The organism is Streptomyces sp. LARHCF249, from assembly GCF_052871255.1.
This window is the reverse complement of the sequence record NZ_JBIXJQ010000007.1, coordinates 339,056-361,209: the sequence shown is the minus strand read 5'-3', so window position 1 is coordinate 361,209 and position 22,154 is coordinate 339,056. Positions and strand designations below refer to the sequence as shown.

Genomic DNA, 22,154 nt, shown 5'->3' with positions numbered 1-22,154 from the left:
TCGTACCGCCCGGCCTTCGCACACGCCGCTGCCGCTACTGGTCCGGTTTCCGCCCGAACCCTAGACCGTGGCCGGTCGCGCGGGGAACCGCGGGGGTGCCATCACCACCGGACCGTTACGTTTCCGCAGGAAAACGGAGCGCTACATTCACACGCGGGGCAGGGACTCCGCTTCCAGCCCGCCCTCGATCGCGAGGATCCGGTGCAGCCGGGTGGCCACGAGCAGCCGCTGCATCTGCGGCGGCACCCCGCGCAGCACCAGGCGCCGTCCGGTCCGGCCGGCCCTGCGGTGCGCGCCCATGATCACGCCGAGGCCGGTCGCGTCCCAGGAGTCGAGCCCGGTGAGGTCGAGCACGAGGTCGCCGTGGCCGTCGTCGAGGGCGGTGTGGAGGACCGTACGGGCGTCCGCCGCGCTGCGCACGTCGAGGCGACCCCCGACGACGAGTTCGGCGTGGTCGCCCCTGATGTGCATGTGTACTCCCGGCGGTACTGCGTACGTATGGTCCGACTGGTCCGTGGTCGGCAACTCTCACTGCAACTGACTGCCGCACGGGCAGGGAAGTTGCCGACCGTGAGCGAACCGATACCTAAATCACCCGGACGGGTGATGACATTCGAACAGTGGTGCTCGGCTGCACGGCCTTGCGGCCTTGCGGTTGACGGCCTCAGTGCTTGTAGAAGCCCTGCCCGCTCTTGCGGCCGATATCCCCGGCGTCCACCATCCGGCGCATCAGCTCCGGCGGCGCGAACTTCTCGTCCTGGGACTCGGTGTAGATGTTGCTGGTGGCGTGCAGCAGGATGTCGACGCCCGTGAGGTCGGCGGTGGCCAGCGGGCCCATGGCGTGCCCGAAGCCCAGCTTGCACGCGATGTCGATGTCCTCGGCGGAGGCCACGCCGGATTCGTACAGCTTGGCCGCCTCGACGACCAGCGCGGAGATCAGACGGGTCGTCACGAAGCCGGCGACGTCGCGGTTGACGACGATGCAGGTCTTGCCGACGGACTCGGCGAACGCGCGGGTGGTGGCGAGGGTTTCGTCGCTCGTCTTGTAGCCGCGGACGAGCTCGCAGAGCTGCATCATCGGAACGGGCGAGAAGAAGTGCGCGCCGACGACCCGCTCCGGGCGCTCCGTCACGGCCGCGATCTTGGTGATCGGGATGGCGGAGGTGTTGGAGGCGAGGATGGCGTCCTCGCGGACGATCTTGTCGAGGGCCCGGAAGATCTCGTGCTTGATCTCGATCTTCTCGAAGGCGGCCTCGACCACGATGTCGACGTCGGCGACGGCGTCGAGGTCGGTCGTGGTCGTGATGCGCGCGAGCGCCGCCTCGGCGTCCTCGGCCGTCAGCTTGCCCTTGGAGACGAACTTGTCGTACGAGGCCTTGATCCCGTCCGTGCCGCGGGTCAGCGCGGCGTCGGTGACATCGCGCAGGACGACGTCCCAGCCCGCCTGAGCGGAGACCTGAGCGATCCCGGATCCCATCAAGCCGGCACCGATGACGGCAAGCTTCCCAGCCACTGCACACCCCTTGTTCTGAACAGGCCCGGTCTCATGAAACGGCCCGGTCTCGTAGCCACTCCGGCGGAGACTAGCGCCCGGCCGGTGCGGTGTGACCGTGAAGTAACACGCGTCACGTCTCAGATGACGGACATCACACCGGTACGGCCCAGCAGTGCGGCGGATGCCCGCAGTTGGCCCGGACTACCCTGGCGGCATGGTGAACCTCACGCGCATCTACACCCGTACCGGCGACAAGGGCACGACCGCGCTCGGCGACATGAGCCGCACGGCCAAGACCGACCTGCGGATCTCCGCCTACGCCGACGCCAACGAGGCCAACGCGGCGATCGGGGCGGCGATCGCGCTGGGCGACCTGCCGGCCGAGGTCGTGAAGGTCCTGGTCCGGGTGCAGAACGACCTGTTCGACGTGGGCGCGGACCTGTGCACCCCGGTGGTCGAGAACCCGCAGTACCCGCCGCTGCGCGTGGAGCAGTTCTACATCGACAAGCTCGAGGCGGACTGCGACGCCTTCAACGAGGAGTTGGAGAAGCTGCGCAGCTTCATCCTCCCCGGCGGCACCCCCGGCGCCGCCCTCCTGCACCAGGCGTGCACGGTGGTCCGGCGCGCCGAGCGCTCCACCTGGGCGGCCCTGGAGGTGCACGGCGAGGTCATGAACCCGCTGACCGCCACCTACCTGAACCGCCTGTCCGACCTCCTGTTCATCCTGGCCCGCACGGCCAACAAGGAGCTCGGGGACGTGCTGTGGGTGCCGGGCGGCGAGCGCTAGCCGGTTCGGGCTACGAGACCTGGCCCGCCGGGGCCCTTTTCGGCCACACCGTGTAGCCGGCGGCGACCAGGGCGTGGATGCCGACCGCCCGCAGGGCACCGTACTGCCACGCCTTCAGCGAGCTCACGTCGCCCGCGTCGCCTACGTACCAGATCGCGGTCTGGAGGAGGCCGAGGGCGACGGCGGCCGCGATGACGGTCCGGATCCACAGCCGCCACTCGTGGGCGGCCCTCGCCCTGCCGTATCCGGCACCGGCCGGTTTGGGTCCGCCGGCCAGCCGGTGCGCGGCGTGGCCGTCGAGCCACGTGATCGTGTAGTGGCCGTAGGCGACGGTGTACCCGACGTACAGGGCGGCCAGCCCGTGCTTCCAGTCCGGCGCGGCGCCGTTCTTGAGGTCGAGCGTGGTGACCACCAGCAGGACCAGCTCCATCAGCGGCTCGCACAGCAGGACCGCCGCCCCCAGCCGGGGCTTCTTCGCGAGGTAGCGCAGGGCCAGGCCGGCGGCCAGCAGCACCCAGAAGCCCACCTCGCAGGCGATGATCAGCGCGACGATCACAGGACTCTCCGTTCGGCTCGGGACTGACGCTTCCCTCACAGGCTCCCGTCCGATCCGGCCCGTTTCGTCGTCGCCGGTGAGGAAAGGCCGCTGCATCCTTCGATGTAGCGGCAACTCGGCCTCTCCGCCGAGGCCGGCGCCCCGCACACCCTGTTGGATGGGACCGTGACCACGAAGAGCCTGCGCCCGCACCGCCATGACGTCCTGCTCGCGGTGGTCGGCCTGCTCGCGGGCCTGGTGCTCTGGTCGCTCGGGGTCTACAGCAGCGCCAGCCGCCACCTCCTTCCCGCCTGGGCCGCGCTGGTGCCCCTCGTGGTCCTCAGCGCGCTGGAGCTGCTGCGCCGCACCAGGCCGCAGCTGGCGCTGACCGTCGGCACCTTCGGCGTGATCGCCAACGAGTTCACGGTCGGCAGCCTCGCCACCGTCCTGATCTTCACCGACCTGATGTACGCGGCCGTCGTCTACGGGAGTCCCGCCGCGGCCCGGCGGATCCCGGTCAGCACCGGCCTGGTCACCGTGGCCGTCACCATCGGCTTCCTGGCCTGGCTGCGGACCCCGGAGGCCCTGCTGATCGGCGTGGTCACCGGCCTGGTCAGCTTCGCCCCGGCGCTGACCGGCGCCACCCTGCGCAACCACCGCGAGGCCGCCGTGGCCGCCCGGCTGCGGGCCGAGCAGACCGCGCTGCTGGCCGAGATGGACCGCAGCCAGGCGGTCGCCGCCGAGCGCGCCCGGATGGCCCGGGAGCTGCACGACATGGTGGCCAACCACCTGTCCGCCATCGCCATCCACTCCACCGCCGCGCTCTCCATCGACCGGGCCGACACCAGCCGGGACGCCCTGGGGGTGATCCGGGAGAACAGCGTCCAGGGACTGGCCGAGATGCGCCGCCTGATCGGGCTGCTGCGGGACGCGGGGGCGGAGCAGGAGGCGGTCGCCGTACCCACCCTGGACGGCCTGGACGCGCTGCTCGGACAGGCCCGTACCAATGGATCGGGGAGCGGACTGGAGTTCGTACTGCACGACGACCGGCCGCCGGGGGATCCGGTGCCGGCCCCGGTGGAGCTGGCGGCGTACCGGATCGTCCAGGAGTCGCTGACGAACGCGCTCAAGCACGCCGTCGCGGGCAGGGTCACGATCCGCGTGGCCCGGTCGGACGGACAGCTGACGGTGGCGGTGGACTCCCCGTACGGGGAGCGCCCGGGCCCGCGGGCCCCCGGCTCCGGCGCCGGGCTGATCGGCATGCGGGAGCGGGCGGAGCTGCTGGGCGGGGCGTTCTCGGCGGGCCGGGCCGGCGAGCTGTGGCGGGTGCGGGCGACTCTGCCCGCGGAAGAAAAGGCGGTGGAGGCATGACCATCAGGGTGGTGGTGGCCGAGGACCAGAGCGCGGTACGGGCCGGGCTGGTGCTCATCCTGGGCAGTGCGGGCGGTATCGAGGTGGTGGGCGAGGCGGCCGACGGGGAGGAGGCGGTGCGCCTGGCCCGGGAGCTGCGGCCGGATCTCGTCCTCATGGACGTGCAGATGCCGAGGCTCGACGGGGTGTCCGCGACCCGCCAGGTGGTCGCGGAGGGGCTGGCCGACGTCCTGGTGCTGACCACCTTCGACCTCGACGAGTACGTCTTCGGGGCCCTGCGGGCGGGGGCTGCGGGCTTCCTCCTGAAGAACGCGGAGGCCGCGGAGCTGATCGAGGCGGTACGGACCGTCGCGCGCGGGGAGGGCCTGATCGCCCCGGCGGTGACCCGGCGCCTGATCGCGGAATTCGCCGCTCCGCCGCAACCGGCCAGGCCCGCCGCGCCGCCGGCGCTGGAGACGCTGACGCGCCGCGAGCGCGAGGTCCTGTCCTGCCTGGGCGCGGGGCTGTCGAACGCGGAGATCGCCGTACGCCTGGACATGGCGGAGGCGACGGCGAAGACGCACGTCAGCCGCCTCCTGGGCAAGCTGGAGCTGCGCAGCCGGGTCCAAGCGGCCGTGCTGGCCCAGGAGTTGGGCCTCTAGGCAGGAGGTCTGGACCTCTTGACGGTTGGTCCAGACCTTTCTACTCTCACCGCACAACACTGTGGTGAGCGTGCCATGACAAAGCGTGCTCACGGGCGGCGCAGGTCCCACCCCCATGTCGACGTCGGCCCCACGACCGCGACGGACCTACGGAGGATCACCCTTGAGCACAGCATCCCCACCCCGCACCAGGCGCACCCGGTTCTTCACGCGGGTCGCGGCGATCGTGGCCGCCCTCGCCCTGCCCGTCACCGGGCTCGTCGTGCTGGCAGGCCCCGCCCAGGCCGCCACGTCCGCGACCGCGACGTACACCAAGGTCTCCGACTGGGGCACCGGCTTCGAGGGCAAGTGGACGGTGAAGAACACGGGCACCACCACGATCACCTCGTGGACCGTCGAGTGGGACTACCCGGCCGGCACCGCGGTCACCTCCGCCTGGGACGCCACCGTCACCAGCTCCGGCACCCACTGGACCGGCAAGAACGTCGGCTGGAACGGCACCCTCGCCCCCGGCGGTACCGCCAGCTTCGGATTCAACGGCACCGGCAGCGGCTCCCCCAGCGGCTGCAAGATCAACGGCGCCTCCTGTGACGGCACCCAGCCGGGCGACACTCCCCCCACCGCGCCCGGCACCCCCACCGCGAGCAGCGTCACCGAGACCTCGCTGACCCTGAGCTGGCCGGCGGCCACCGACGACAAGGGCGTCAAGAACTACGACGTCTACCGCGGCGGCGCCAGGATCGCGACCGTCACGGGCACCAGCTACGGCGACTCCGGCCTGACCAAGGGCACCACGTACCAGTACACCGTCACCGCCCGCGACACCGTCGACCAGACCGGCCCGTCCTCCGGCTCGGCCTCGGTGACCACGGCCGGCGGGGTCGTCCCGCCGGACCCGGGCGGCAAGGTCAAGCTCGGCTACTTCACCGAGTGGGGGGTCTACGGCCGCAACTACCACGTGAAGAACCTGGTCACGTCGGGCACGGCGAGCAAGATCACCCACATCAACTACGCCTTCGGCAACGTCCAGAACGGCCAGTGCACCATCGGTGACGCCTACGCCGACTACGACAAGGCCTACACCGCCGACCAGAGCGTCGACGGCGTGGCCGACACCTGGGACCAGCCGCTGCGCGGCAACTTCAACCAGCTGCGCAAGCTGAAGAAGGCCTACCCGAACATCAAGGTGCTGTGGTCCTTCGGCGGCTGGACCTGGTCCGGCGGATTCCCGCAGGCCGCGGCCAACCCGGCCGCCTTCGCCGCCTCCTGCTACAACCTGGTCGAGGACCCGCGCTGGGCCGACGTGTTCGACGGGATCGACCTGGACTGGGAGTACCCGAACGCCTGCGGCCTGTCCTGTGACACCAGCGGCGCGGCCGCGTTCAAGAACCTCATGCAGGCCACCAGGGCCAAGTTCGGCGCGAACAACCTGGTCACCGCGGCCATCACCGCCGACGCCTCCAGCGGCGGCAAGATCGACGCGGCCGACTACGCCGGGGCCGCGCAGTACGTCGACTTCTACAACGTCATGACGTACGACTTCTTCGGCGCCTGGGCGGCGCAGGGCCCGACGGCCCCGCACTCCCCGCTCACCTCCTACACCGGCATCCCGCAGGCCGGCTTCAACTCGGCCGAAGCCATCGCCAAGCTCAAGGCCAAGGGCGTGGCCGGCTCGAAGCTCAACCTCGGCATCGGCTTCTACGGCCGCGGCTGGACCGGCGTCACCCAGGCCGCACCCGGCGGTACGGCCACCGGACCGGCCCCGGGCACGTACGAGCAGGGCATCGAGGACTACAAGGTGCTCAAGACCAGCTGCCCGGCCACCGGCACCGTCGCCGGCACGGCCTACGCCAAGTGCGGCAGCAACTGGTGGAGCTACGACACCCCGGCCACCATCGCCGGGAAGATGACCTGGGCCAAGCAGCAGGGGCTCAAGGGAGCCTTCTTCTGGGAGTTCAGCGGCGACACCTCGAACGGTGAGCTCGCGAGCGCGATCCACACCGGGCTGCAGTAGCAAGACCGAAGCCGGGGAGACGGGTCCGCCCCCGTCTCCCCGGCTTCTTCACGTCTGAACCGCCTCAGGCGACATTCACCCTCTGCCCGGGAGGCGCCGCCTCCAGCCACGCCAGGAAGCCGGTCAGCGCGTCCTCGCTCATCGCCAGCTCCAGGCGGGTCCCCCGGTGGACACAGCCGAGCACGACGGCATCGGAGAGCAGGGCCAGCTCCTCCTCGCCCTCGGGGGCGCGGCGGGCGACGACCTCGATGGAGGAGCGCTCCAGCAGCCGGCGCGGGCGCGGGGAGTACGAGAACACCCGGAACCACTCGATCCGGTCGCCGCTGTAGCGCGCGACCCCGTACACCCAGCCCTTGCCGGAGGTGTCGGCCTCCTCGGGCACCCCCCAGCGCATGCTGCAGTCGAAGGTGCCGCCGGACCGCTGGATGAGTCTGCGGCGCAGTCCGAAGACAAACAGCCCGATCACCACCAGGGCTACGACCAGGCCGCTCACAAGCAGAGCGAGGAGCATCTTCACCGACCTCCTCGCTCATCGAATACCGCATGCCAAAAAAACGACCTGCATCGCCTCAGCCGCGACCCGGTCTGGAAAATTCCAGAACGGACCGCGGCTGAGGGTTGCCGGGTCCCGGAGGTCGCCCTCCGGAACTCAGCGGTTCAAACTCCGACGGGTGTTCAGCCCGTTACGGCGCGCAGCCGGACATCCGCGCGACGCTCGGCGGCCGCATCGGCCTCCGCCTTCGCGCGCTCCAGTGCCCGCTCCGCACGCTGGACGTCGATCTCGTCCGCGAGCTCGGCGATCTCGGCCAGCAGGGACAGCTTGTTGTCCGCGAACGAGATGAATCCGCCGTGCACCGCTGCGACGACAGTGTTGCCGTCGCTGGTACGGATGGTCACCGGGCCCGATTCCAGCACACCGAGAAGCGGCTGGTGACCGGGCATGACGCCGATGTCGCCGGACGTGGTGCGGGCGACAACAAGGGTGGCCTCGCCGGACCAGACATTGCGGTCCGCCGCGACCAGCTCGACGTGCAGCTCAGCAGCCAAGGTGGCTCCTCGGGTCACCACCCGGCGGGTCAGCCGGGTGTTGGGTCAAATTCTAATGGGCGTGGGGAGAGGGACGGGACATACCCGCCCCTCTCCGTGAAACCTTCGAACCGGATGCGCTCCGCGAGGAGCGCGCCGGATCAGGAGACGCCCAGCTCCTTGGCGTTCGCCTTCAGGTCCTCGATGCCACCGCACAGGAAGAACGCCTGCTCGGGGAAGTGGTCGTAGTCACCGTCGCAGATGGCGTTGAACGCGGTGATCGACTCGTCGAGCGGAACGTCCGAACCGTCCACGCCGGTGAACTGCTTCGCCACGTGGGTGTTCTGCGACAGGAAGCGCTCGACACGACGGGCACGGTGGACAACGAGCTTGTCCTCCTCGCCCAGCTCGTCGATACCGAGGATCGCGATGATGTCCTGGAGGTCCTTGTACTTCTGCAGGATCCCCTTGACGCGCATCGCCGTGGCGTAGTGGTCCGCCGCGATGTACCGCGGGTCGAGGATGCGGGACGTCGAGTCCAGCGGGTCCACGGCCGGGTAGATGCCCTTCTCGGAGATCGGACGGGAGAGAACCGTCGTCGCGTCGAGGTGGGCGAAGGTGGTCGCCGGCGCCGGGTCGGTCAGGTCGTCCGCGGGGACGTAGATCGCCTGCATCGAGGTGATCGAGTGACCACGGGTCGAGGTGATGCGCTCCTGGAGGAGACCCATCTCGTCGGCCAGGTTCGGCTGGTAACCCACCGCGGAGGGCATACGGCCGAGCAGGGTCGACACCTCGGAACCCGCCTGGGTGTACCGGAAGATGTTGTCGATGAAGAAGAGCACGTCCTGCTTCTGCACATCGCGGAAGTACTCCGCCATGGTCAGACCGGCAAGGGCGACGCGCAGACGGGTGCCCGGGGGCTCGTCCATCTGGCCGAAGACGAGGGCCGTCTTGTCGATGACGCCCGACTCGGCCATCTCCTCGATGAGGTCGTTGCCCTCACGGGTACGCTCACCGACGCCCGCGAAGACCGACACACCGTCGTGGTTGTTGGCGACGCGGTAGATCATTTCCTGGATCAGAACGGTCTTGCCGACACCGGCACCACCGAACAGACCGATCTTTCCACCCTTGACGTACGGGGTGAGAAGGTCGATGACCTTGACGCCGGTCTCGAACATCTCGGTCTTCGACTCGAGCTCGTCGAAGCGGGGCGCCTTGCGGTGGATCGGCCAGCGCTCGGAGACGTTGGCGTTCTCCTCCGGGTAGTTCAGCACCTCACCGAGGGTGTTGAACACCTTGCCCTTGGTGAAGTCACCGACGGGGACGGTGATGCCCTCGCCCGTGTCGGTCACCGCGGCCTGGCGGACCAGACCGTCGGTCGGCTGCATCGAGATGGTACGGACGAGGCCGTCACCCAGGTGCTGCGCGACCTCGAGGGTCAGGGTCTTGAGCTTGCCGTCCTCGGCCGGGTCGGCGACCTGGACCTTGAGGGCGTTGTAGATCTCGGGCATGGCGTCGACGGGGAACTCCACGTCGACGACCGGGCCGATGACCCGGGCGACGCGGCCCGTGGCGGCGGCCGTCTCAACAGTGGTCGTCATTACTTGTCACTCCCCGCGGTCGCGTCAGCCATGGCGCTCGCGCCACCGACGATCTCGCTGATTTCCTGGGTGATTTCGGCCTGGCGGGCCGCGTTGGCAAGCCGGGAGAGGCTCTTGATGAGGTCTCCGGCGTTGTCGGTGGCCGACTTCATCGCGCGGCGGCGGGCGGCGTGCTCGGAAGCGGCCGACTGCAGCAGTGCGTTGTAGATGCGGCTCTCGACGTAGCGCGGCAGCAGGGCGTCGAGGACGTCCTCCGCCGACGGCTCGAAGTCGAACAGCGGAAGGATCTCGCCCTTCGCACCGGTCTCCTCCGCAGCCTGGTCGAGGCTGAGCGGCAGCATCCGGCCGTCCACCGCGTTCTGCGTCATCATCGACACGAATTCCGTGTAGACGATGTGCAGCTCGTCGACGCCGCCCTCGGCCGTTTCCGTCTGGATGGCCTCGATCAGCGGCGCCGCGACGCGCTTGGCGTCGGCGTAAGCCGGGCTGTCGGTGAAGCCGGTCCACGACTCCGCGACCTTGCGCTCGCGGAAGCCGTAGTAGGCCAGACCCTTGCGGCCGACGATGTACGTGTCGACCTCCTTGCCCTCGCCGCGCAGCCGCTCGGTGAGCCGCTCCGCCTGCTTGATGGCGTTGGAGGAGTAGCCGCCGGCCAGACCGCGGTCGCTCGTGATGAGCAGAACCGCGGCGCGGGTCGGCGTCTCGACCTCGGTCGTCAGGGCGTGCTTGGTGTTCGAACCGGTCGCCACCGCGGTCACCGCACGGGTGAGCTCGGTCGCGTACGGCATCGATGCCGCCACCTTGCGCTGCGCCTTGACGATGCGCGAGGCGGCGATCATCTCCATCGCCTTGGTGATCTTCTTGGTCGCCGTGACGGCACGGATGCGACGCTTGTAGACCCGGAGCTGCGCTCCCATGAGTCAGGTCCCTTCCGTCGTCACTTGGAGACGTTGACGGCCGGCGCGTCCTCGCCCAGGAGCTTGCCGTCCGAGGTCTCGAACTGGCGCTTGAAGGCGGCGATGGCGTCGGCGATCGACGTCAGGGTGTCGTCCGACATCTTGCCGCCGTCGGCGATGGAGGTGAGGAGGTCCTTGCGCTCGCGGCGCAGGTGCTCCAGCAGCTCCGACTCGAAGCGACGGATGTCGTTGACCGGGACGTCGTCCATCTTGCCGGTGGTACCGGCCCAGACGGAGACGACCTGCTCCTCGACGGGCATCGGCTGGTACTGGCCCTGCTTCAGCAGCTCGACCAGGCGCTTGCCGCGCTCCAGCGAAGCCTTCGACGCGGCGTCCAGGTCGGAACCGAAGGCGGCGAACGCCTCCAGCTCACGGTACTGGGCGAGGTCCAGGCGCAGACGGCCGGAAACCTGCTTCATGGCCTTGTGCTGGGCGGAGCCACCGACGCGGGAGACCGAGATACCGACGTTCAGCGCCGGGCGCTGGCCCGCGTTGAACAGGTCGGACTCCAGGAAGCACTGGCCGTCGGTGATGGAGATGACGTTGGTCGGGATGAACGCCGACACGTCGTTCGCCTTGGTCTCGACGATCGGCAGACCGGTCATCGAACCGGCACCCATGTCGTCGGACAGCTTCGCGCAGCGCTCCAGCAGACGGGAGTGCAGGTAGAAGACGTCACCCGGGTAGGCCTCGCGGCCCGGCGGGCGGCGCAGCAGCAGCGACACGGCGCGGTAGGCGTCGGCCTGCTTCGACAGGTCGTCGAAGATGATCAGGACGTGCTTGCCGGCGTACATCCAGTGCTGGCCGATGGCGGAACCGGTGTACGGCGCCAGGTACTTGAAGCCGGCCGGGTCGGACGCCGGGGCGGCGACGATCGTCGTGTACTCGAGCGCACCGGCGTCTTCCAGGGCGCCGCGAACGGACGCGATGGTCGAGCCCTTCTGGCCGATGGCGACGTAGATGCAGCGGACCTGCTTGTTCACGTCGCCCGAGCGCCAGTTGTCGCGCTGGTTGATGATCGTGTCGACGGCCAGGGCGGTCTTGCCGGTCTGACGGTCGCCGATGATCAGCTGACGCTGGCCACGGCCGATCGGCACCATCGCGTCGATGGCCTTGTAGCCGGTCTGCATCGGCTCGTGGACCGACTTGCGGACCATGACGCCGGGGGCCTGCAGCTCGAGGGCGCGGCGGCCCTCGGTCGCGATCTCGCCGAGACCGTCGATCGGGTTGCCGAGCGGGTCGACAACGCGGCCGAGGTAGCCCTCGCCGACGCCGACGGAGAGCACCTCACCGGTGCGCTGCACCGGCTGGCCCTCCTCGATACCGCTGAACTCGCCGAGGACGACCGCACCGATCTCGCGCTCCTCGAGGTTGAGGGCGAGACCGAGGGTGCCGTCTTCGAACTTCAGCAGCTCGTTCGCCATGGCGGAGGGCAGGCCCTCCACCTTCGCGATGCCGTCGCCGGCAACGCTGACCGTTCCGACCTCCTCGCGCGAGGCCGCGTCCGGCTGGTACGACTGGACAAAGTTCTCCAGTGCGTCCCGGATCTCCTCCGGCCGGATCGTGAGCTCCGCCATCTGGGTTCCCTGCTCTCCTTGTTGGGCCTGAAGCTTCTTAGGGGTCTGGGGGCGACCCCCAGGAATCTTCTGCAAGTTCTGCACGGCCCAACCGGGCCGCTAGGAATGCGTTGTTCTATTGGTGGCTGGTCAGCCGGCCATGCGGCGGGACGCCTCTGCGAGGCGGTCCGCGATGGTGCCGTCGATGACCTCGTCGCCGACCCGCACCGAGATCCCGCCGAGGACCTCGGGGTCCACGTCGAGGTTCAGGTGCATCTGGCGGCCGTACAGCTTGGCCAGCACCGCGCCGAGACGCTGCCGCTGCACGTCGCTGAGCGGAACCGCGCTGGTCACGGTGGCGACCATGCGGTTGCGGCGCTCGGCGGCGAGCGTGGAAAGGGACTCGAGTCCCGCTTCCAGGCTACGTCCACGCGGCTGCGTGACAAGACGGATCACCAGGCGCTCGGTGACGGCGTTCACCTTGCCGCCGAGCAGGCTGCGCAGCAGCTCGCTCTTGGCGGCGGTGGTGGCCGCACGGTCGGTCAGCGCGGCACGCAGCTCGGTGCTCGAGGAGACGATCCGGCCGAAGCGGAAGATCTCGTCCTCGACGTTGTCGAGCGCGTCGCCCTGCTGGGCCGCGGTGAGGTCGGCGGTGCTCGCCAGCTCCTCCAGCGAGTCCACCAGGTCACGGGACTGCGACCAGCGGGACCGGACCATGCCGGACACCAGGTCGAGGGTTTCCCCGCCCACCTGGCCGCCCAGCAGCCGACCGGCCAGCTCGGCCTTGGCCTCGCCGGACTGCGCCGGGTCGGTGAGGACCCGACGCAGCGAGACCTCACGGTCGAGCAGCGCGGTGACGGCAGCCAGCTCACCGGCGAGCTTCGCCGCGTCGACGGACGTGTTGTCCGTCAGCGCGTCGAGACGCTCGCGCGCGGAGGCCAGCGCCTCGCGGCTCGCTCCGTTCATCGGGCGGCCTCGGCCTTCTCCTCGAGCTCGCTGAGGAAGCGGTCGATCGTGCGGCTCTGCCGGGCGTGGTCCTCGAGGGACTCGCCGACGAGCTTTCCGGCCAGGTCGGTGGCGAGCTTGCCCACGTCCTGACGCAGCGCCTGAGAGGCGGCCTTGCGGTCGGCCGCGATCTGGGCGTGGCCGGCAGCGATGATCTCCTCACGCTGCCGCTGGCCCTCTGCGCGCAGTTCTTCCTTCAGCGCAGTGCCCTGCTCCAGCGCTTCCTGGCGCAGGCGCGCGGCCTCGTGCCGGGCTTCGGCGAGCTGGGCCTTGTACTGCTCCAGGACGCTCTGAGCCTCGGTCTGAGCGGCTTCTGCCTTTTCGATACCGCCTTCGATCGCCGCGTGACGCTCGTCCAGAACCTTGTTGATGTTCGGGAGGAGCTTCTTCGCGAGGAAGCCGAAGACGATGACGAAGGCGATCAGACCGATGACGAGCTCGGGGATCGGCGGGACGAGGGGGTTACCCGGCTCCTCGGCCGCGAGAACCAGGAGGTTCACATCAGTGCCTTTCGTCGATTCGGACTAGTCGTTGAGTTCGTCTTAGTAGACGAACGGCATGACCAGACCGATGAGGGCGAGCGCCTCACAGAAGGCGAAGCCGAGGATCTGGTTGGCGCGGATCAGACCGGCAGCCTCAGGCTGACGGGCGAGAGCCTGCGTGCCGTTACCGAAGATGATGCCGACGCCGACGCCCGGGCCGATCGCCGCGAGACCGTAACCGACGGAGCTGAGGGAACCTTCGACGGCAGCAAGGGTCTGGGACATGCCAGTTCTTCCTTCTCTTTCATGGACCGGTGGGGGTTGGCCACCGGACGATTCGGGGGTTTGCGGAGCGAACTCGCTCAGTGGTGCTCGGCGAGCGCGCCCTGCAGGAAGCTGCAGGCCAGGAGCACGAAGACGTAAGCCTGGACAGCCTGGATGAAGAGCTCGAACGCGGTCATCACGATGACCATGACGAACGAGACACCGGCGTAGGCGATGCCGATCCCGTTCAGCAGGTACCAGCTGGCGATGGTGAACAGCAGCAGCAGGGTGTGACCGGCGAACATGTTCGCGAACAGTCGGACCGCGTGGGTGAACGGGCGGACGATGACGTTCGAGAAGAACTCGATCACCATGACCATCGGCAGGATCGGGCCGAGGGACTTGTCGTAACCCGTCAGGTTCTTGAAGCCGCCGACGAAGCCGTGGCGCTTGAAGGTCACCGACATCCACATGATGTAGATGATCGCGGCGAGGCCTGCCGGGTACGCGATGACCGCGGTCACCGGGAACTGGGCGAGCGGCACGATCGACCACAGGTTCATGATCCAGACGAAGAAGAACGTCGCGACCATGAAGGGGACGTACTTCTCGCCTTCCTTCTTACCGAGCGTCTCGTAGACGATGCCGCGGCGCACGAAGTCGTAGCCGGCCTCGGCGACCATCTGGAGCTTGCCCGGGACGACCTTCGGCTTTCGGAACGCCGCCCAGAAGAAGCCGACGATGATGACCGAGCCCAGCAGGGCGAGCAGCATCGTCTTGTTGAAGTACAGGTTGCTGTCCGCGTCACCGAAGATCGGCTCGAACAGGAACGAGTACAGGGTCGGGCCCGGGAAGCCGCAGCTAGGCGTGTCTTCGAAATGACAGTTGATATCGAAGGCGAGCGTCATGTCAGCAGCACTCACCGCAGGGCTCCTTCAGCGTGGCGCATAGGTACGGCAACCTCGTTGTGTCGGCGCGGCGTGCAGCCGCGGTTCGGCACTGGACTGGTGTTACGGATGGTGGGGCGGCAGTCAGGCATCGAGCCTCGCGATGGAACAGGCGTCAGCTCAGATGCCCGCGCCCGCAGTGCCGCAGTTGGCACCGGACGATAGCAGGATCTCGAACGCCCACTTATCCCGGCCCTACCCTTCACGACTTCGGCCCCTGATTTTCGGGCTTGTCGCCCTTCATCGAGTCCGGTTCGACGTAAAGGATCTTGGCCTTCATGTGAGCACGGGTCTGCGCGCCGATCCACACGAGGGTGGTGGCCACAAGCGTGATCGCGAACGCCTTGGGGTGGAACAGGGTGGTGTTCTTGAACGCGGCGAGAAAGACGAAGAGCAGCAGAATCTGGGCCGCGTAGAGCATGAGCCCCATGGCCTGGAAGAGATGCGGGAGTGATTTCGCCGTGCGCTGCAGAACGACGAATCCGATGCCCATGAAGAGAATCACCAGCAGCGTCGCCACGACGGCGCCGACCGCACCCTTGCCGCCGACGACCAGAGCGCTGATCACGGCGGCGAGAGCGCCGGCGGCAGCGGTGGGTACGGCAGCTTGCAGGAGGAATCGGACGTCATCAGACCGCATGGCGGGTTGCTCCGCGTGGTGGTGGGGGCACGGGACTCGTACGGGACGAGCGTAAGCCCGGTCCGAGTGTGATCCTCGGGCCAATGGACCGTCGCACTACGGTCCTTCGGCTCTGTCGCCGGGTTTAGTGAACGGTATCACAAACTATTTGATGAGTCCTTTACCTGCCGGGTGTGCTGACTGTCACACATGAGAGGGACCCTGCGCGTGTGTGCGCGACAAGTGGGGCCCTTGCCTGCTATTGGCCACCCATATCCGACATGCGCCACACCGGTCAGCGGGTCGATTCAGCCTTACGCCGGTCGGGGAAGCGCGAACGGGGGCCGATGGCGGTCGCCCCGTTGACGCCGGACACCCCCGCCGCGATCGGCCTGGCGGGCTCCGGCTCGGTGCCCGAGGCGTCCCTGGCGGCCGCTTCGGCCGCGGCCTCCGCAGCCCGGGCGGCGTGCCGGTAGCGCGGCGGCACCAGGCCCTCCGCCCAGCGCGGGGCGCGCGGGGTGAAGCGCGGCAGGAGCAGCAGGATCAGGCCCACCGCGCTGAGCGCGGCGATCGCCAGCACGATCCACATCGAGGCGGAGTTCACCGAGTACGCCACCGTGCCGAAGGCGATCAGCCCCGACCAGAAGTACATGATCAGCACCGCGCGGCTGTGCGAATGCCCGAGCTCGAGGAGCCGGTGGTGCAGGTGCCCGCGGTCGGCGGCGAAGGGCGACTGGCCCTTCCAGGTGCGCCGGACGATGGCCAGGACCAGGTCCGCCATCGGGATCGCGATGATCGTCAGCGGCAGGATCAGCGGGATGAAGACCGGGATCATCGCGTGCGTCGCGTTGCGCTCGCCGCCCGCGAACAGGGCCAGCGCGTCCGGGTCCACCTGGCCGCTGATCGAGATCGCGGAGGCGGCGAGCACCAGGCCGATGAGCATCGAGCCGGAGTCGCCCATGAAGATCCGGGCGGGATGCATGTTGTGCGGCAGGAAGCCGAGGCACATGCCCATCAGGATCGCGGCGAAGAGCGTCGCGGGCGCGGCCTGCTCGATGCCGTAGCCGAACCAGAGCCGGTACGCGTAGAGGAAGAACGCGGTGGCGGCGATGCACACCATGCCGGCGGCGAGGCCGTCCAGGCCGTCCACGAAGTTCACCGCGTTGATGGTGATCACGACGAGGGCCACGGTGAGCAGGTTGCCCTGCCACTGGGTGAGCGAGACCGTCCCTACTCCCGGGACCGGGATCCACAGGATGGTCAGGCCCTGCATCACCATCACGCCGGCGGAGATCATCTGTGCGCCGAGCTTGATGAGGGCGTCGATCTCGAACTTGTCGTCGAGTACGCCGACCAGCCAGATCAGGGCGGCGCCGGAGAGCAGCGCGCGCGGTTCGTTCGAGAGCTCGAAGACGCCGTTGAGGTTGTGCAGGTGGTCGGCGACCAGCAGGCCCGCGCACAGACCGCCGAACATGGCGATGCCGCCGAGCCGCGGCGTGGGCTCGCGGTGCACGTCGCGGGCGCGGATCTCCGGCATGGCCCCGGCCGCGATCGCGAACTTCCGCACGGGCCCGGTCAGCAGGTAGGTCACCGCGACCGTGACACAAAGTGTCAGCAGATATTCACGCACGGGCTGCCCCAGATGTATCGCCGGCCATCTCAGCCCCACACATTAGCTGTGATGTCCCCTCCGCCGAGGACGCGAGGGGCCGGTATCCCGGTTCCACTACACCCCTCTTGTCCCGCTTACTCCCCGTAAGGGGGAAATCCCATCGTCAGCTCCTTGACCTCCGTACGGGTCCGCGCGGCGTCCCCGTGCAGAGCGGCCGCGAACAGCGCCGCGATCTGGAGCATCTCCGCCTCGCCCATCCCCTGGGTGGTCACGGCGGCGGTGCCCAGCCGTACCCCGCGCTGGTCCCCGTACGGGAGGGCGCAGGTGTCGAGCACGATCCCGGCGGCGGCCAGCCGGCCGCGCGCGGTCGGCCCGTCGATGCCCAGCGGGGCCGGGTCGGCGGTGATCAGGTGCGTGTCGGTCCCGCCGGTGGTCACCGTGAAGCCGTGGTCCTCCAACGCCTCGGCCAGCGCACGTGCGTTGGCCACGACCCGGTGCGCGTACGTGGCGAAGGCGGGGGTGGCGGCCTCCGCGAAGGCCACGGCCTTGGCGGCGATGGTGTGCATCTGGGCGCCGCCCTGGGTGAAGGGGAACACCGCCCGGTCGGTCCGCTCGGCGAACTCGGCGCCGCACAGCAGCATGCCGCCGCGCGGACCGCGCAGGACCTTGTGCGTGGTCGCGCAGACGATGTCGGCGTACGGGACCGGGCTGGGCGCGGCCCCGCCGGCCACCAGCCCGATGGGGTGGGCGGCGTCGGCGATCAGGTAGGCGCCGACCTCGTCGGCGATCTCCCGGAAGGCCGAGTACTCGGGGTGGCGCGGGTAGGAGATGGAGCCGCAGACGATCGCCTTCGGCCGGTAGGAGTGGGCGAGCTGCTGCACCTGCTCGTAGTCGATGAGCCCGGTCTCCGCGTCCACGCCGTAGCCGACGAAGTCGAACCACCGGCCGGAGAAGTTCGCGGGCGAGCCGTGCGTGAGGTGGCCGCCGTACGGGAGCCCCATCGCCAGCACCGTGTCCCCGGGCCGCAGCAGCGCGGCGTACGCGGCGAGGACCGCGGAGGAGCCGGAGTGCGGCTGCACATTGGCGTGCTCGGCGCCGAACAGGGCCTTCGCCCGGTCCACGGCGAGCTGCTCGGCCACGTCGACGTACTCGCAGCCGCCGTGGTACCTGGCGCCCGGGTACCCCTCGGCGTACTTGTTGGACAGCGGGGACCCGAGTGCGGCGAGCACGGCGGGCGAGGTGAAGTTCTCGGCGGCGATCAGCTGCAGCGTGCTCGCCTGCCGCTGCCGCTCGCCCGCGAGGATGTCGGCCATCTGGGGATCCTGCTGCCGCAGCACGTCCGTGGCCTGGGTGATGACGCTCATGGCGCGACTCCCGCGCGGTGGAGGGGGACCGGTACCAGCCACTGTAGGCCGGAGCCGGCCATCGTGCCCCGCGGGCGCGCTGCCGGTGCTCCGCCCCGGACCGCGCACCTCGGGTCCGGGCGGAGCGGTGAACGGGCGGGAGGGGGAGGAGGCCCCGCGCAGCGGCAGGCTCAGCGGGATGCGGTGACGCCCGTCAGGGCCGTCACCACCGGGTCCAGCGCCTGGTTGATCTCGTCGCCGATCGAGCGGAAGAAGGTGATCGGCGCCCCGTACGGGTCGTACACCTCGTCCGCGTCCGGCGACGGCGCCAGCAGCCAGCCGCGCAGCGCCGCAGCGGCCCGTACCAGGGCGCGCGCCCGCTCGGCCATGCCGTCGTCCAGGGGCGGCAGGGTGGCCGGATCTATGGCCCGGACCAGCCGGGTGAACTCCTTCAGCGTGAAGGTGCGCAGCCCCGCCGAGTGCCCCATCGAGATGACCTGCGCCCGGTGGTCGCGGGTCGCGGTCAGCACCAGGTCGGCCCGGATGACGTGCTCGTCGAGCAGCTCCCGCCCGGTGAAACCGGAAGCATCGGCTCCGAAGTCCGCCAGCACGGCTGCCGCGTTCGCCTCCATCGGAGCGCCCTCGTGGCCCCAGGTGCCGGCGCTCTCCACGATGAGGTCCGCGCTGACCAGGCCCCCGAGGCGGTGGGCGAGGGCGTGGCGCGTCAGCCGCTCGGTGATGGGCGAGCGGCACACGTTGCCGGTGCTGACGTGGAGTATGCGGAAAGCACTTCCCCCAGCTATGCCACGCCCGTCAGGGCTCACGGGGCGACCTCGAGGTCGGGTACGACCTCCCGCAGCTGCTCCGCGGTGAGCGCCCCTTCGCGCAGCAGGACGGGAACCTTCCCCGTCACGTCGACGATCGACGACGGCTGGATGCCGGGCGTCGGACCGCCGTCCAGGTACACGGACACGGAGTCCCCGAGCATCTCGCGCGCCGCGTCGCAGTCCTCGGGCGCCGGGTGTCCGGTCAGGTTGGCCGAGGACACGGCCATCGGGCCGACCTCGGTCAGCAGCTCGATCGCGACGGGGTGCAGGGGCATCCGCACGGCCACGGTGCCGCCGGTGTCGCCGAGGTCCCAGGCCAGCGAGGGCTGGTGCTTGGCGACGAGCGTCAGCGCGCCCGGCCAGAACGCGTCGACGAGCTCCCACGCCTGCTCGGAGAAGTCGGTGACCAGGCCGTGCAGGGTGTTCGGGGAGCCGATGAGCACCGGGGTGGGCATGCCGCGGCCCCGGCCCTTGGCGGAGAGCAGGTCGTGGACGGCCTCCGGGCTGAAGGCGTCCGCGCCGATCCCGTACAGGGTGTCGGTGGGCAGCACGACGAGCTCGCCGCGGCGCACGGCGGATGCGGCTTCGCGCAGGCCCGTCTTGCGGTCCGTCGCGTCGTTGCAGTCGTATCGCCGGGCCATCAGCGGGACTCCTCGTGCAGCAGGGGGGTGACGGTGTCACTGGGTGAACTGGCGCGGATCACGGCAGTGCCTTGCGGGCGGTCGCGAACCGCGGGCGGTTGTTGAGGTCCGGGTGGTCGGCGGCGTCGGCCCAGCCCCGCTCCTCGGCGAAGATCCAGGGGACCTGGCCGCCCTGGGTGTCGGCGTGCTCGATGACGACGATGCCGCCGGGCCGCAGCAGCCGGTGGGCGGTGCGCTCGAGGCCGCGGATGGTGTCGAGGCCGTCCTCGCCGGAGAACAGGGCCATCTCCGGATCGTGGTCGCGGGCCTCGGGGGCCACGTACTCCCACTCGGTGAGCGGGATGTACGGCGGGTTGGAGATGACCAGGTCGACCTGCCCGTCGAGCTCCGGGAGGGCGCTCAGCGCGTCCCCCTGGTGGACGGTGACCCGGGAGCCCTCGGCGTTCTTGCGGGTCCAGCGCAGGGCTTCCTCGGACAGCTCGACCGCGTGCACGCGCGAGCGCGGCACCTCCTGCGCCATGGCCAGCGCGATCGCGCCGGAGCCGGTGCACAGGTCCACGATCAGCGGCTCGACCACGTCCATCGCCCGGACGGCGTGTATGGCCCAGTCCACGACCGACTCGGTCTCGGGCCGCGGGACGAAGACCCCGGGCCCGACCTGGAGCTCCAGGTACCGGAAGAAGGCGCGGCCGGTGATGTGCTGGAGCGGCTCGCGCGCCTCGCGGCGGGCGACGGCCTCCCAGTAGCGGGCGTCGAAGTCCGCGTCCTTGACGTGGTGCAGTTCCCCCCGCTTGACGCCGTGCACGAAGGCCGCGAGCTCCTCCGCGTCGAAGCGCGGTGAGGGCACGCCGGCGGCGGCCAGCCGCTGGGTGGCCTGGGCCACCTCGGCAAGCAGCAAGTTCACGCTGGTCCTCCGGGCTGCTGTCGTACGGGGGGTGGTACGGGTCGTTGCGGCTCTACTGCGCGGCGGCGAGCTTGGCCGCGGAGTCGGCGTCGACACAGGCCTGGATGACCGAGTCGAGGTCGCCGTCGAGCACCTGGTCCAAGTTGTACGCCTTGAATCCGGTGCGGTGGTCCGAGATCCGGTTTTCCGGGTAGTTGTACGTCCGGATCTTCTCGGAGCGGTCCACGGAGCGCACCTGGCTGCGGCGCACGTCGGAGGCCTCCTGCTCGGCGGCTTCCTGGGCGGCGGCGAGGAGCCGCGAGCGCAGGATGCGCATGGCCTGCTCCTTGTTCTGGAGCTGGCTCTTCTCGTTCTGGCAGGAGGCGACCACACCGGTCGGCAGGTGCGTGATGCGCACGGCCGAGTCGGTGGTGTTGACGGACTGGCCGCCGGGGCCCGACGAGCGGTACACGTCGATGCGGAGGTCGTTCATGTTGACCTCGACCTCGACCTCCTCGGCCTCCGGGGTGACGAGCACGCCGGCGGCGGAGGTGTGGATGCGGCCCTGGGACTCGGTGGCCGGAACCCGCTGGACGCGGTGCACGCCGCCCTCGTACTTCAGGCGGGCCCACACGCCCTGGCCGGGCTCGGTGGCGCCGTTGCCGCCCTTGGTGCGGACGGAGACCTGCACGTCCTTGTAGCCGCCGAGCTCGGACTCGGTGGCGTCGATGATCTCGGTCTTCCAGCCCACGCGCTCGGCGTAGCGCAGGTACATGCGCAGCAGGTCGCCGGCGAACAGGGCGGACTCGTCGCCGCCCGCGCCCGCCTTGACCTCCAGGAGCACGTCCTTGTCGTCACTGGGGTCGCGCGGGACCAGCAGCAGGCGGAGCTTCTCGGTGAGCTCCTCGCGCTGCTGCGTCAGCTCCTTGACCTCGGCGGCGAAGTCCGGGTCGTCGGCCGCGAACTCCTTGGCCGTCTCGATGTCCTCGGCCGACTGCTTCCACGCACGGAAGGTCGCGATGATCGGGGTCAGCTCCGCGTAGCGCTTGTTCAGCTTGCGCGCGTTGGCCTGATCGGAGTGGACCGAAGGGTCGGCGAGCTTCTTCTCAAGGTCGGCGTGCTCGCCGACCAGTTCCTCGACCGCCTCGAACATCGGGGTACTCCTGGGGTAAAAGTGCGGGGGACTGCAGGGGGTGACGGGGCTGGACGACGACAAAGGCGCCGGTCCGGCCGCCCCCGAGTGGACAGGGGGCGGCCGTTGACCGGCGCCTGGGTCGCGCTACTTCTTGGCCGCACCCTTGCCGAAGCGAGCCTCGAAGCGCGCCACACGGCCACCGGTGTCGAGGATCTTCTGCTTGCCCGTGTAGAACGGGTGGCACTCGGAGCAGACCTCGGCACGGATGGAGCCCTCGGCGAGGGTGCTACGGGTGGTGAACGACGCGCCACAGGTGCAGCTGACCTGGGTCTCGACGTACTGGGGGTGGATCTCGCTCTTCAAGGTGTCTCCTAGATTCGGGAGGGCGCCGGGTCGCAGGGGCCGAATTGC

General features: G+C 69.6%; 24 protein-coding genes. 4 read left to right on the top strand and 20 right to left on the bottom strand.

Annotated elements, in window-relative coordinates; all coding sequences use genetic code 11:
- Positions 1 to 147: 147 nt before the first annotated feature.
- Entirely contained in the window at positions 148 to 471 is a 324-nt protein-coding gene (locus tag ACIPUC_RS22650; protein ID WP_215148886.1) for an STAS domain-containing protein, read from the bottom strand.
- A 193-nt stretch (positions 472 to 664) separates the two neighbouring features.
- Positions 665 to 1,513 (bottom strand): 3-hydroxyacyl-CoA dehydrogenase family protein, encoded by an 849-nt coding sequence (locus ACIPUC_RS22645; RefSeq protein WP_030708166.1) that lies wholly within the window; start codon positions 1,511 to 1,513, stop codon positions 665 to 667.
- Positions 1,514 to 1,709: 196 nt separating this feature from the next.
- On the opposite strand from ACIPUC_RS22645, the gene ACIPUC_RS22640 reads away from it, so the two are divergent.
- Entirely contained in the window at positions 1,710 to 2,282 is a 573-nt protein-coding gene (locus ACIPUC_RS22640) for a cob(I)yrinic acid a,c-diamide adenosyltransferase (protein WP_446591665.1), read from the top strand.
- A 10-nt stretch (positions 2,283 to 2,292) separates the two neighbouring features.
- Here ACIPUC_RS22640 and ACIPUC_RS22635 read toward each other — a convergent pair whose 3' ends face one another.
- Positions 2,293 to 2,838, bottom strand: a complete 546-nt coding sequence (locus ACIPUC_RS22635; protein ID WP_446591663.1) for a hypothetical protein — start codon at positions 2,836 to 2,838, stop codon at positions 2,293 to 2,295.
- A gap of 165 nt (positions 2,839 to 3,003) precedes the next feature.
- Here ACIPUC_RS22635 and ACIPUC_RS22630 point away from each other — a divergent pair, with 165 nt between their 5' ends.
- The 3 genes from ACIPUC_RS22630 to ACIPUC_RS22620 all read left to right on the top strand — a co-directional run bounded on the left by ACIPUC_RS22630 (position 3,004) and on the right by ACIPUC_RS22620 (position 6,843).
- Positions 3,004 to 4,188 carry a sensor histidine kinase gene (locus ACIPUC_RS22630; protein WP_446591661.1) on the top strand — a complete coding sequence of 395 codons (1,185 nt, stop codon included), beginning with the start codon at positions 3,004 to 3,006 and terminating at the stop codon, positions 4,186 to 4,188.
- Positions 4,185 to 4,829 (top strand): response regulator, encoded by a 645-nt coding sequence (locus ACIPUC_RS22625; RefSeq protein WP_446591660.1) that lies wholly within the window; start codon positions 4,185 to 4,187, stop codon positions 4,827 to 4,829. The genes ACIPUC_RS22630 and ACIPUC_RS22625 overlap by 4 nt, the downstream gene beginning before the upstream one ends.
- Before the next feature lie 115 nt (positions 4,830 to 4,944).
- Positions 4,945 to 6,843, top strand: a complete 1,899-nt coding sequence (locus ACIPUC_RS22620; RefSeq protein WP_446591658.1) for a glycosyl hydrolase family 18 protein — start codon at positions 4,945 to 4,947, stop codon at positions 6,841 to 6,843.
- Positions 6,844 to 6,907: 64 nt separating this feature from the next.
- Here ACIPUC_RS22620 and ACIPUC_RS22615 read toward each other — a convergent pair whose 3' ends face one another.
- The 17 genes from ACIPUC_RS22615 to rpmE all read right to left on the bottom strand — a co-directional run bounded on the left by ACIPUC_RS22615 (position 6,908) and on the right by rpmE (position 22,106).
- On the bottom strand, positions 6,908 to 7,354 hold the full coding sequence (locus ACIPUC_RS22615) for a DUF2550 domain-containing protein (protein WP_257554150.1): 447 nt from the start codon (positions 7,352 to 7,354) through the stop codon (positions 6,908 to 6,910).
- Between the two features lie 164 nt (positions 7,355 to 7,518).
- Positions 7,519 to 7,890 carry a F0F1 ATP synthase subunit epsilon gene (locus tag ACIPUC_RS22610; protein WP_030008701.1) on the bottom strand — a complete coding sequence of 124 codons (372 nt, stop codon included), beginning with the start codon at positions 7,888 to 7,890 and terminating at the stop codon, positions 7,519 to 7,521.
- 140 nt (positions 7,891 to 8,030) lie between these two features.
- Positions 8,031 to 9,473, bottom strand: coding sequence for a F0F1 ATP synthase subunit beta (atpD, locus tag ACIPUC_RS22605; protein WP_384372729.1), 1,443 nt, complete (start codon positions 9,471 to 9,473; stop codon positions 8,031 to 8,033).
- Complete coding sequence (locus ACIPUC_RS22600) at positions 9,473 to 10,390, bottom strand: F0F1 ATP synthase subunit gamma (protein ID WP_446591656.1); 918 nt, start codon at positions 10,388 to 10,390, stop codon at positions 9,473 to 9,475. The genes atpD and ACIPUC_RS22600 overlap by 1 nt, the downstream gene beginning before the upstream one ends.
- A 20-nt stretch (positions 10,391 to 10,410) precedes the next feature.
- On the bottom strand, positions 10,411 to 12,006 hold the full coding sequence (gene atpA, locus ACIPUC_RS22595) for a F0F1 ATP synthase subunit alpha (RefSeq protein WP_446591654.1): 1,596 nt from the start codon (positions 12,004 to 12,006) through the stop codon (positions 10,411 to 10,413).
- A gap of 129 nt (positions 12,007 to 12,135) precedes the next feature.
- Positions 12,136 to 12,951 carry a F0F1 ATP synthase subunit delta gene (locus ACIPUC_RS22590; protein WP_446591653.1) on the bottom strand — a complete coding sequence of 272 codons (816 nt, stop codon included), beginning with the start codon at positions 12,949 to 12,951 and terminating at the stop codon, positions 12,136 to 12,138.
- Positions 12,948 to 13,490, bottom strand: a complete 543-nt coding sequence (locus tag ACIPUC_RS22585; RefSeq protein WP_362392985.1) for a F0F1 ATP synthase subunit B — start codon at positions 13,488 to 13,490, stop codon at positions 12,948 to 12,950. Before ACIPUC_RS22585 ends, ACIPUC_RS22590 begins: the two co-directional genes overlap by 4 nt.
- A 42-nt stretch (positions 13,491 to 13,532) precedes the next feature.
- Entirely contained in the window at positions 13,533 to 13,757 is a 225-nt protein-coding gene (gene atpE / locus ACIPUC_RS22580) for an ATP synthase F0 subunit C (protein WP_030545783.1), read from the bottom strand.
- Positions 13,758 to 13,834: 77 nt separating this feature from the next.
- On the bottom strand, positions 13,835 to 14,644 hold the full coding sequence (gene atpB, locus ACIPUC_RS22575; RefSeq protein ID WP_446591894.1) for a F0F1 ATP synthase subunit A: 810 nt from the start codon (positions 14,642 to 14,644) through the stop codon (positions 13,835 to 13,837).
- A gap of 241 nt (positions 14,645 to 14,885) precedes the next feature.
- On the bottom strand, positions 14,886 to 15,323 hold the full coding sequence (locus tag ACIPUC_RS22570; RefSeq protein WP_446591652.1) for a hypothetical protein: 438 nt from the start codon (positions 15,321 to 15,323) through the stop codon (positions 14,886 to 14,888).
- Between the two features lie 274 nt (positions 15,324 to 15,597).
- On the bottom strand, positions 15,598 to 16,932 hold the full coding sequence (locus tag ACIPUC_RS22565) for an MraY family glycosyltransferase (RefSeq protein ID WP_446591650.1): 1,335 nt from the start codon (positions 16,930 to 16,932) through the stop codon (positions 15,598 to 15,600).
- Positions 16,933 to 17,048: 116 nt separating this feature from the next.
- On the bottom strand, positions 17,049 to 18,278 hold the full coding sequence (locus ACIPUC_RS22560; RefSeq protein ID WP_446591649.1) for a serine hydroxymethyltransferase: 1,230 nt from the start codon (positions 18,276 to 18,278) through the stop codon (positions 17,049 to 17,051).
- A 170-nt stretch (positions 18,279 to 18,448) separates the two neighbouring features.
- On the bottom strand, positions 18,449 to 19,081 hold the full coding sequence (locus tag ACIPUC_RS22555; protein ID WP_446591647.1) for an arsenate reductase/protein-tyrosine-phosphatase family protein: 633 nt from the start codon (positions 19,079 to 19,081) through the stop codon (positions 18,449 to 18,451).
- Positions 19,078 to 19,725, bottom strand: coding sequence for an L-threonylcarbamoyladenylate synthase (locus tag ACIPUC_RS22550; protein ID WP_446591646.1), 648 nt, complete (start codon positions 19,723 to 19,725; stop codon positions 19,078 to 19,080). Before ACIPUC_RS22550 ends, ACIPUC_RS22555 begins: the two co-directional genes overlap by 4 nt.
- A gap of 58 nt (positions 19,726 to 19,783) precedes the next feature.
- Positions 19,784 to 20,629, bottom strand: coding sequence for a peptide chain release factor N(5)-glutamine methyltransferase (prmC, locus tag ACIPUC_RS22545; protein ID WP_446591645.1), 846 nt, complete (start codon positions 20,627 to 20,629; stop codon positions 19,784 to 19,786).
- Positions 20,630 to 20,681: 52 nt separating this feature from the next.
- Positions 20,682 to 21,761 (bottom strand): peptide chain release factor 1, encoded by a 1,080-nt coding sequence (prfA, locus tag ACIPUC_RS22540; RefSeq protein WP_446591644.1) that lies wholly within the window; start codon positions 21,759 to 21,761, stop codon positions 20,682 to 20,684.
- A 126-nt stretch (positions 21,762 to 21,887) separates the two neighbouring features.
- The gene (gene rpmE, locus ACIPUC_RS22535; protein ID WP_446591643.1) at positions 21,888 to 22,106 is read right to left on the bottom strand and encodes a 50S ribosomal protein L31; all 219 of its coding nucleotides are present in this window, start codon (positions 22,104 to 22,106) and stop codon (positions 21,888 to 21,890) included.
- Positions 22,107 to 22,154: the final 48 nt, after the last annotated feature.

Excerpts from the sequence above, each read along its gene's own strand:
- ACIPUC_RS22650 (WP_215148886.1), bottom strand. The coding sequence starts at position 471 with ATGCACATCAGGGGCGACCACGCCGAACTCGTCGTCGGGGGTCGCCTC.
- ACIPUC_RS22640 (WP_446591665.1), top strand. The coding sequence starts at position 1,710 with ATGGTGAACCTCACGCGCATCTACACCCGTACCGGCGACAAGGGCACG.
- ACIPUC_RS22625 (WP_446591660.1), top strand. The coding sequence starts at position 4,185 with ATGACCATCAGGGTGGTGGTGGCCGAGGACCAGAGCGCGGTACGGGCC.
- ACIPUC_RS22620 (WP_446591658.1), top strand. The coding sequence starts at position 4,945 with ATGTCGACGTCGGCCCCACGACCGCGACGGACCTACGGAGGATCACCC.
- ACIPUC_RS22615 (WP_257554150.1), bottom strand. The coding sequence starts at position 7,354 with ATGCTCCTCGCTCTGCTTGTGAGCGGCCTGGTCGTAGCCCTGGTGGTG.
- atpD (WP_384372729.1), bottom strand. The coding sequence starts at position 9,473 with ATGACGACCACTGTTGAGACGGCCGCCGCCACGGGCCGCGTCGCCCGG.
- ACIPUC_RS22600 (WP_446591656.1), bottom strand. The coding sequence starts at position 10,390 with ATGGGAGCGCAGCTCCGGGTCTACAAGCGTCGCATCCGTGCCGTCACG.
- atpA (WP_446591654.1), bottom strand. The coding sequence starts at position 12,006 with ATGGCGGAGCTCACGATCCGGCCGGAGGAGATCCGGGACGCACTGGAG.
- ACIPUC_RS22590 (WP_446591653.1), bottom strand. The coding sequence starts at position 12,951 with ATGAACGGAGCGAGCCGCGAGGCGCTGGCCTCCGCGCGCGAGCGTCTC.
- atpE (WP_030545783.1), bottom strand. The coding sequence starts at position 13,757 with ATGTCCCAGACCCTTGCTGCCGTCGAAGGTTCCCTCAGCTCCGTCGGT.
- atpB (WP_446591894.1), bottom strand. The coding sequence starts at position 14,644 with ATGACGCTCGCCTTCGATATCAACTGTCATTTCGAAGACACGCCTAGC.
- ACIPUC_RS22570 (WP_446591652.1), bottom strand. The coding sequence starts at position 15,323 with ATGCGGTCTGATGACGTCCGATTCCTCCTGCAAGCTGCCGTACCCACC.
- ACIPUC_RS22560 (WP_446591649.1), bottom strand. The coding sequence starts at position 18,278 with ATGAGCGTCATCACCCAGGCCACGGACGTGCTGCGGCAGCAGGATCCC.
- ACIPUC_RS22550 (WP_446591646.1), bottom strand. The coding sequence starts at position 19,725 with ATGGCCCGGCGATACGACTGCAACGACGCGACGGACCGCAAGACGGGC.
- prfA (WP_446591644.1), bottom strand. The coding sequence starts at position 21,761 with ATGTTCGAGGCGGTCGAGGAACTGGTCGGCGAGCACGCCGACCTTGAG.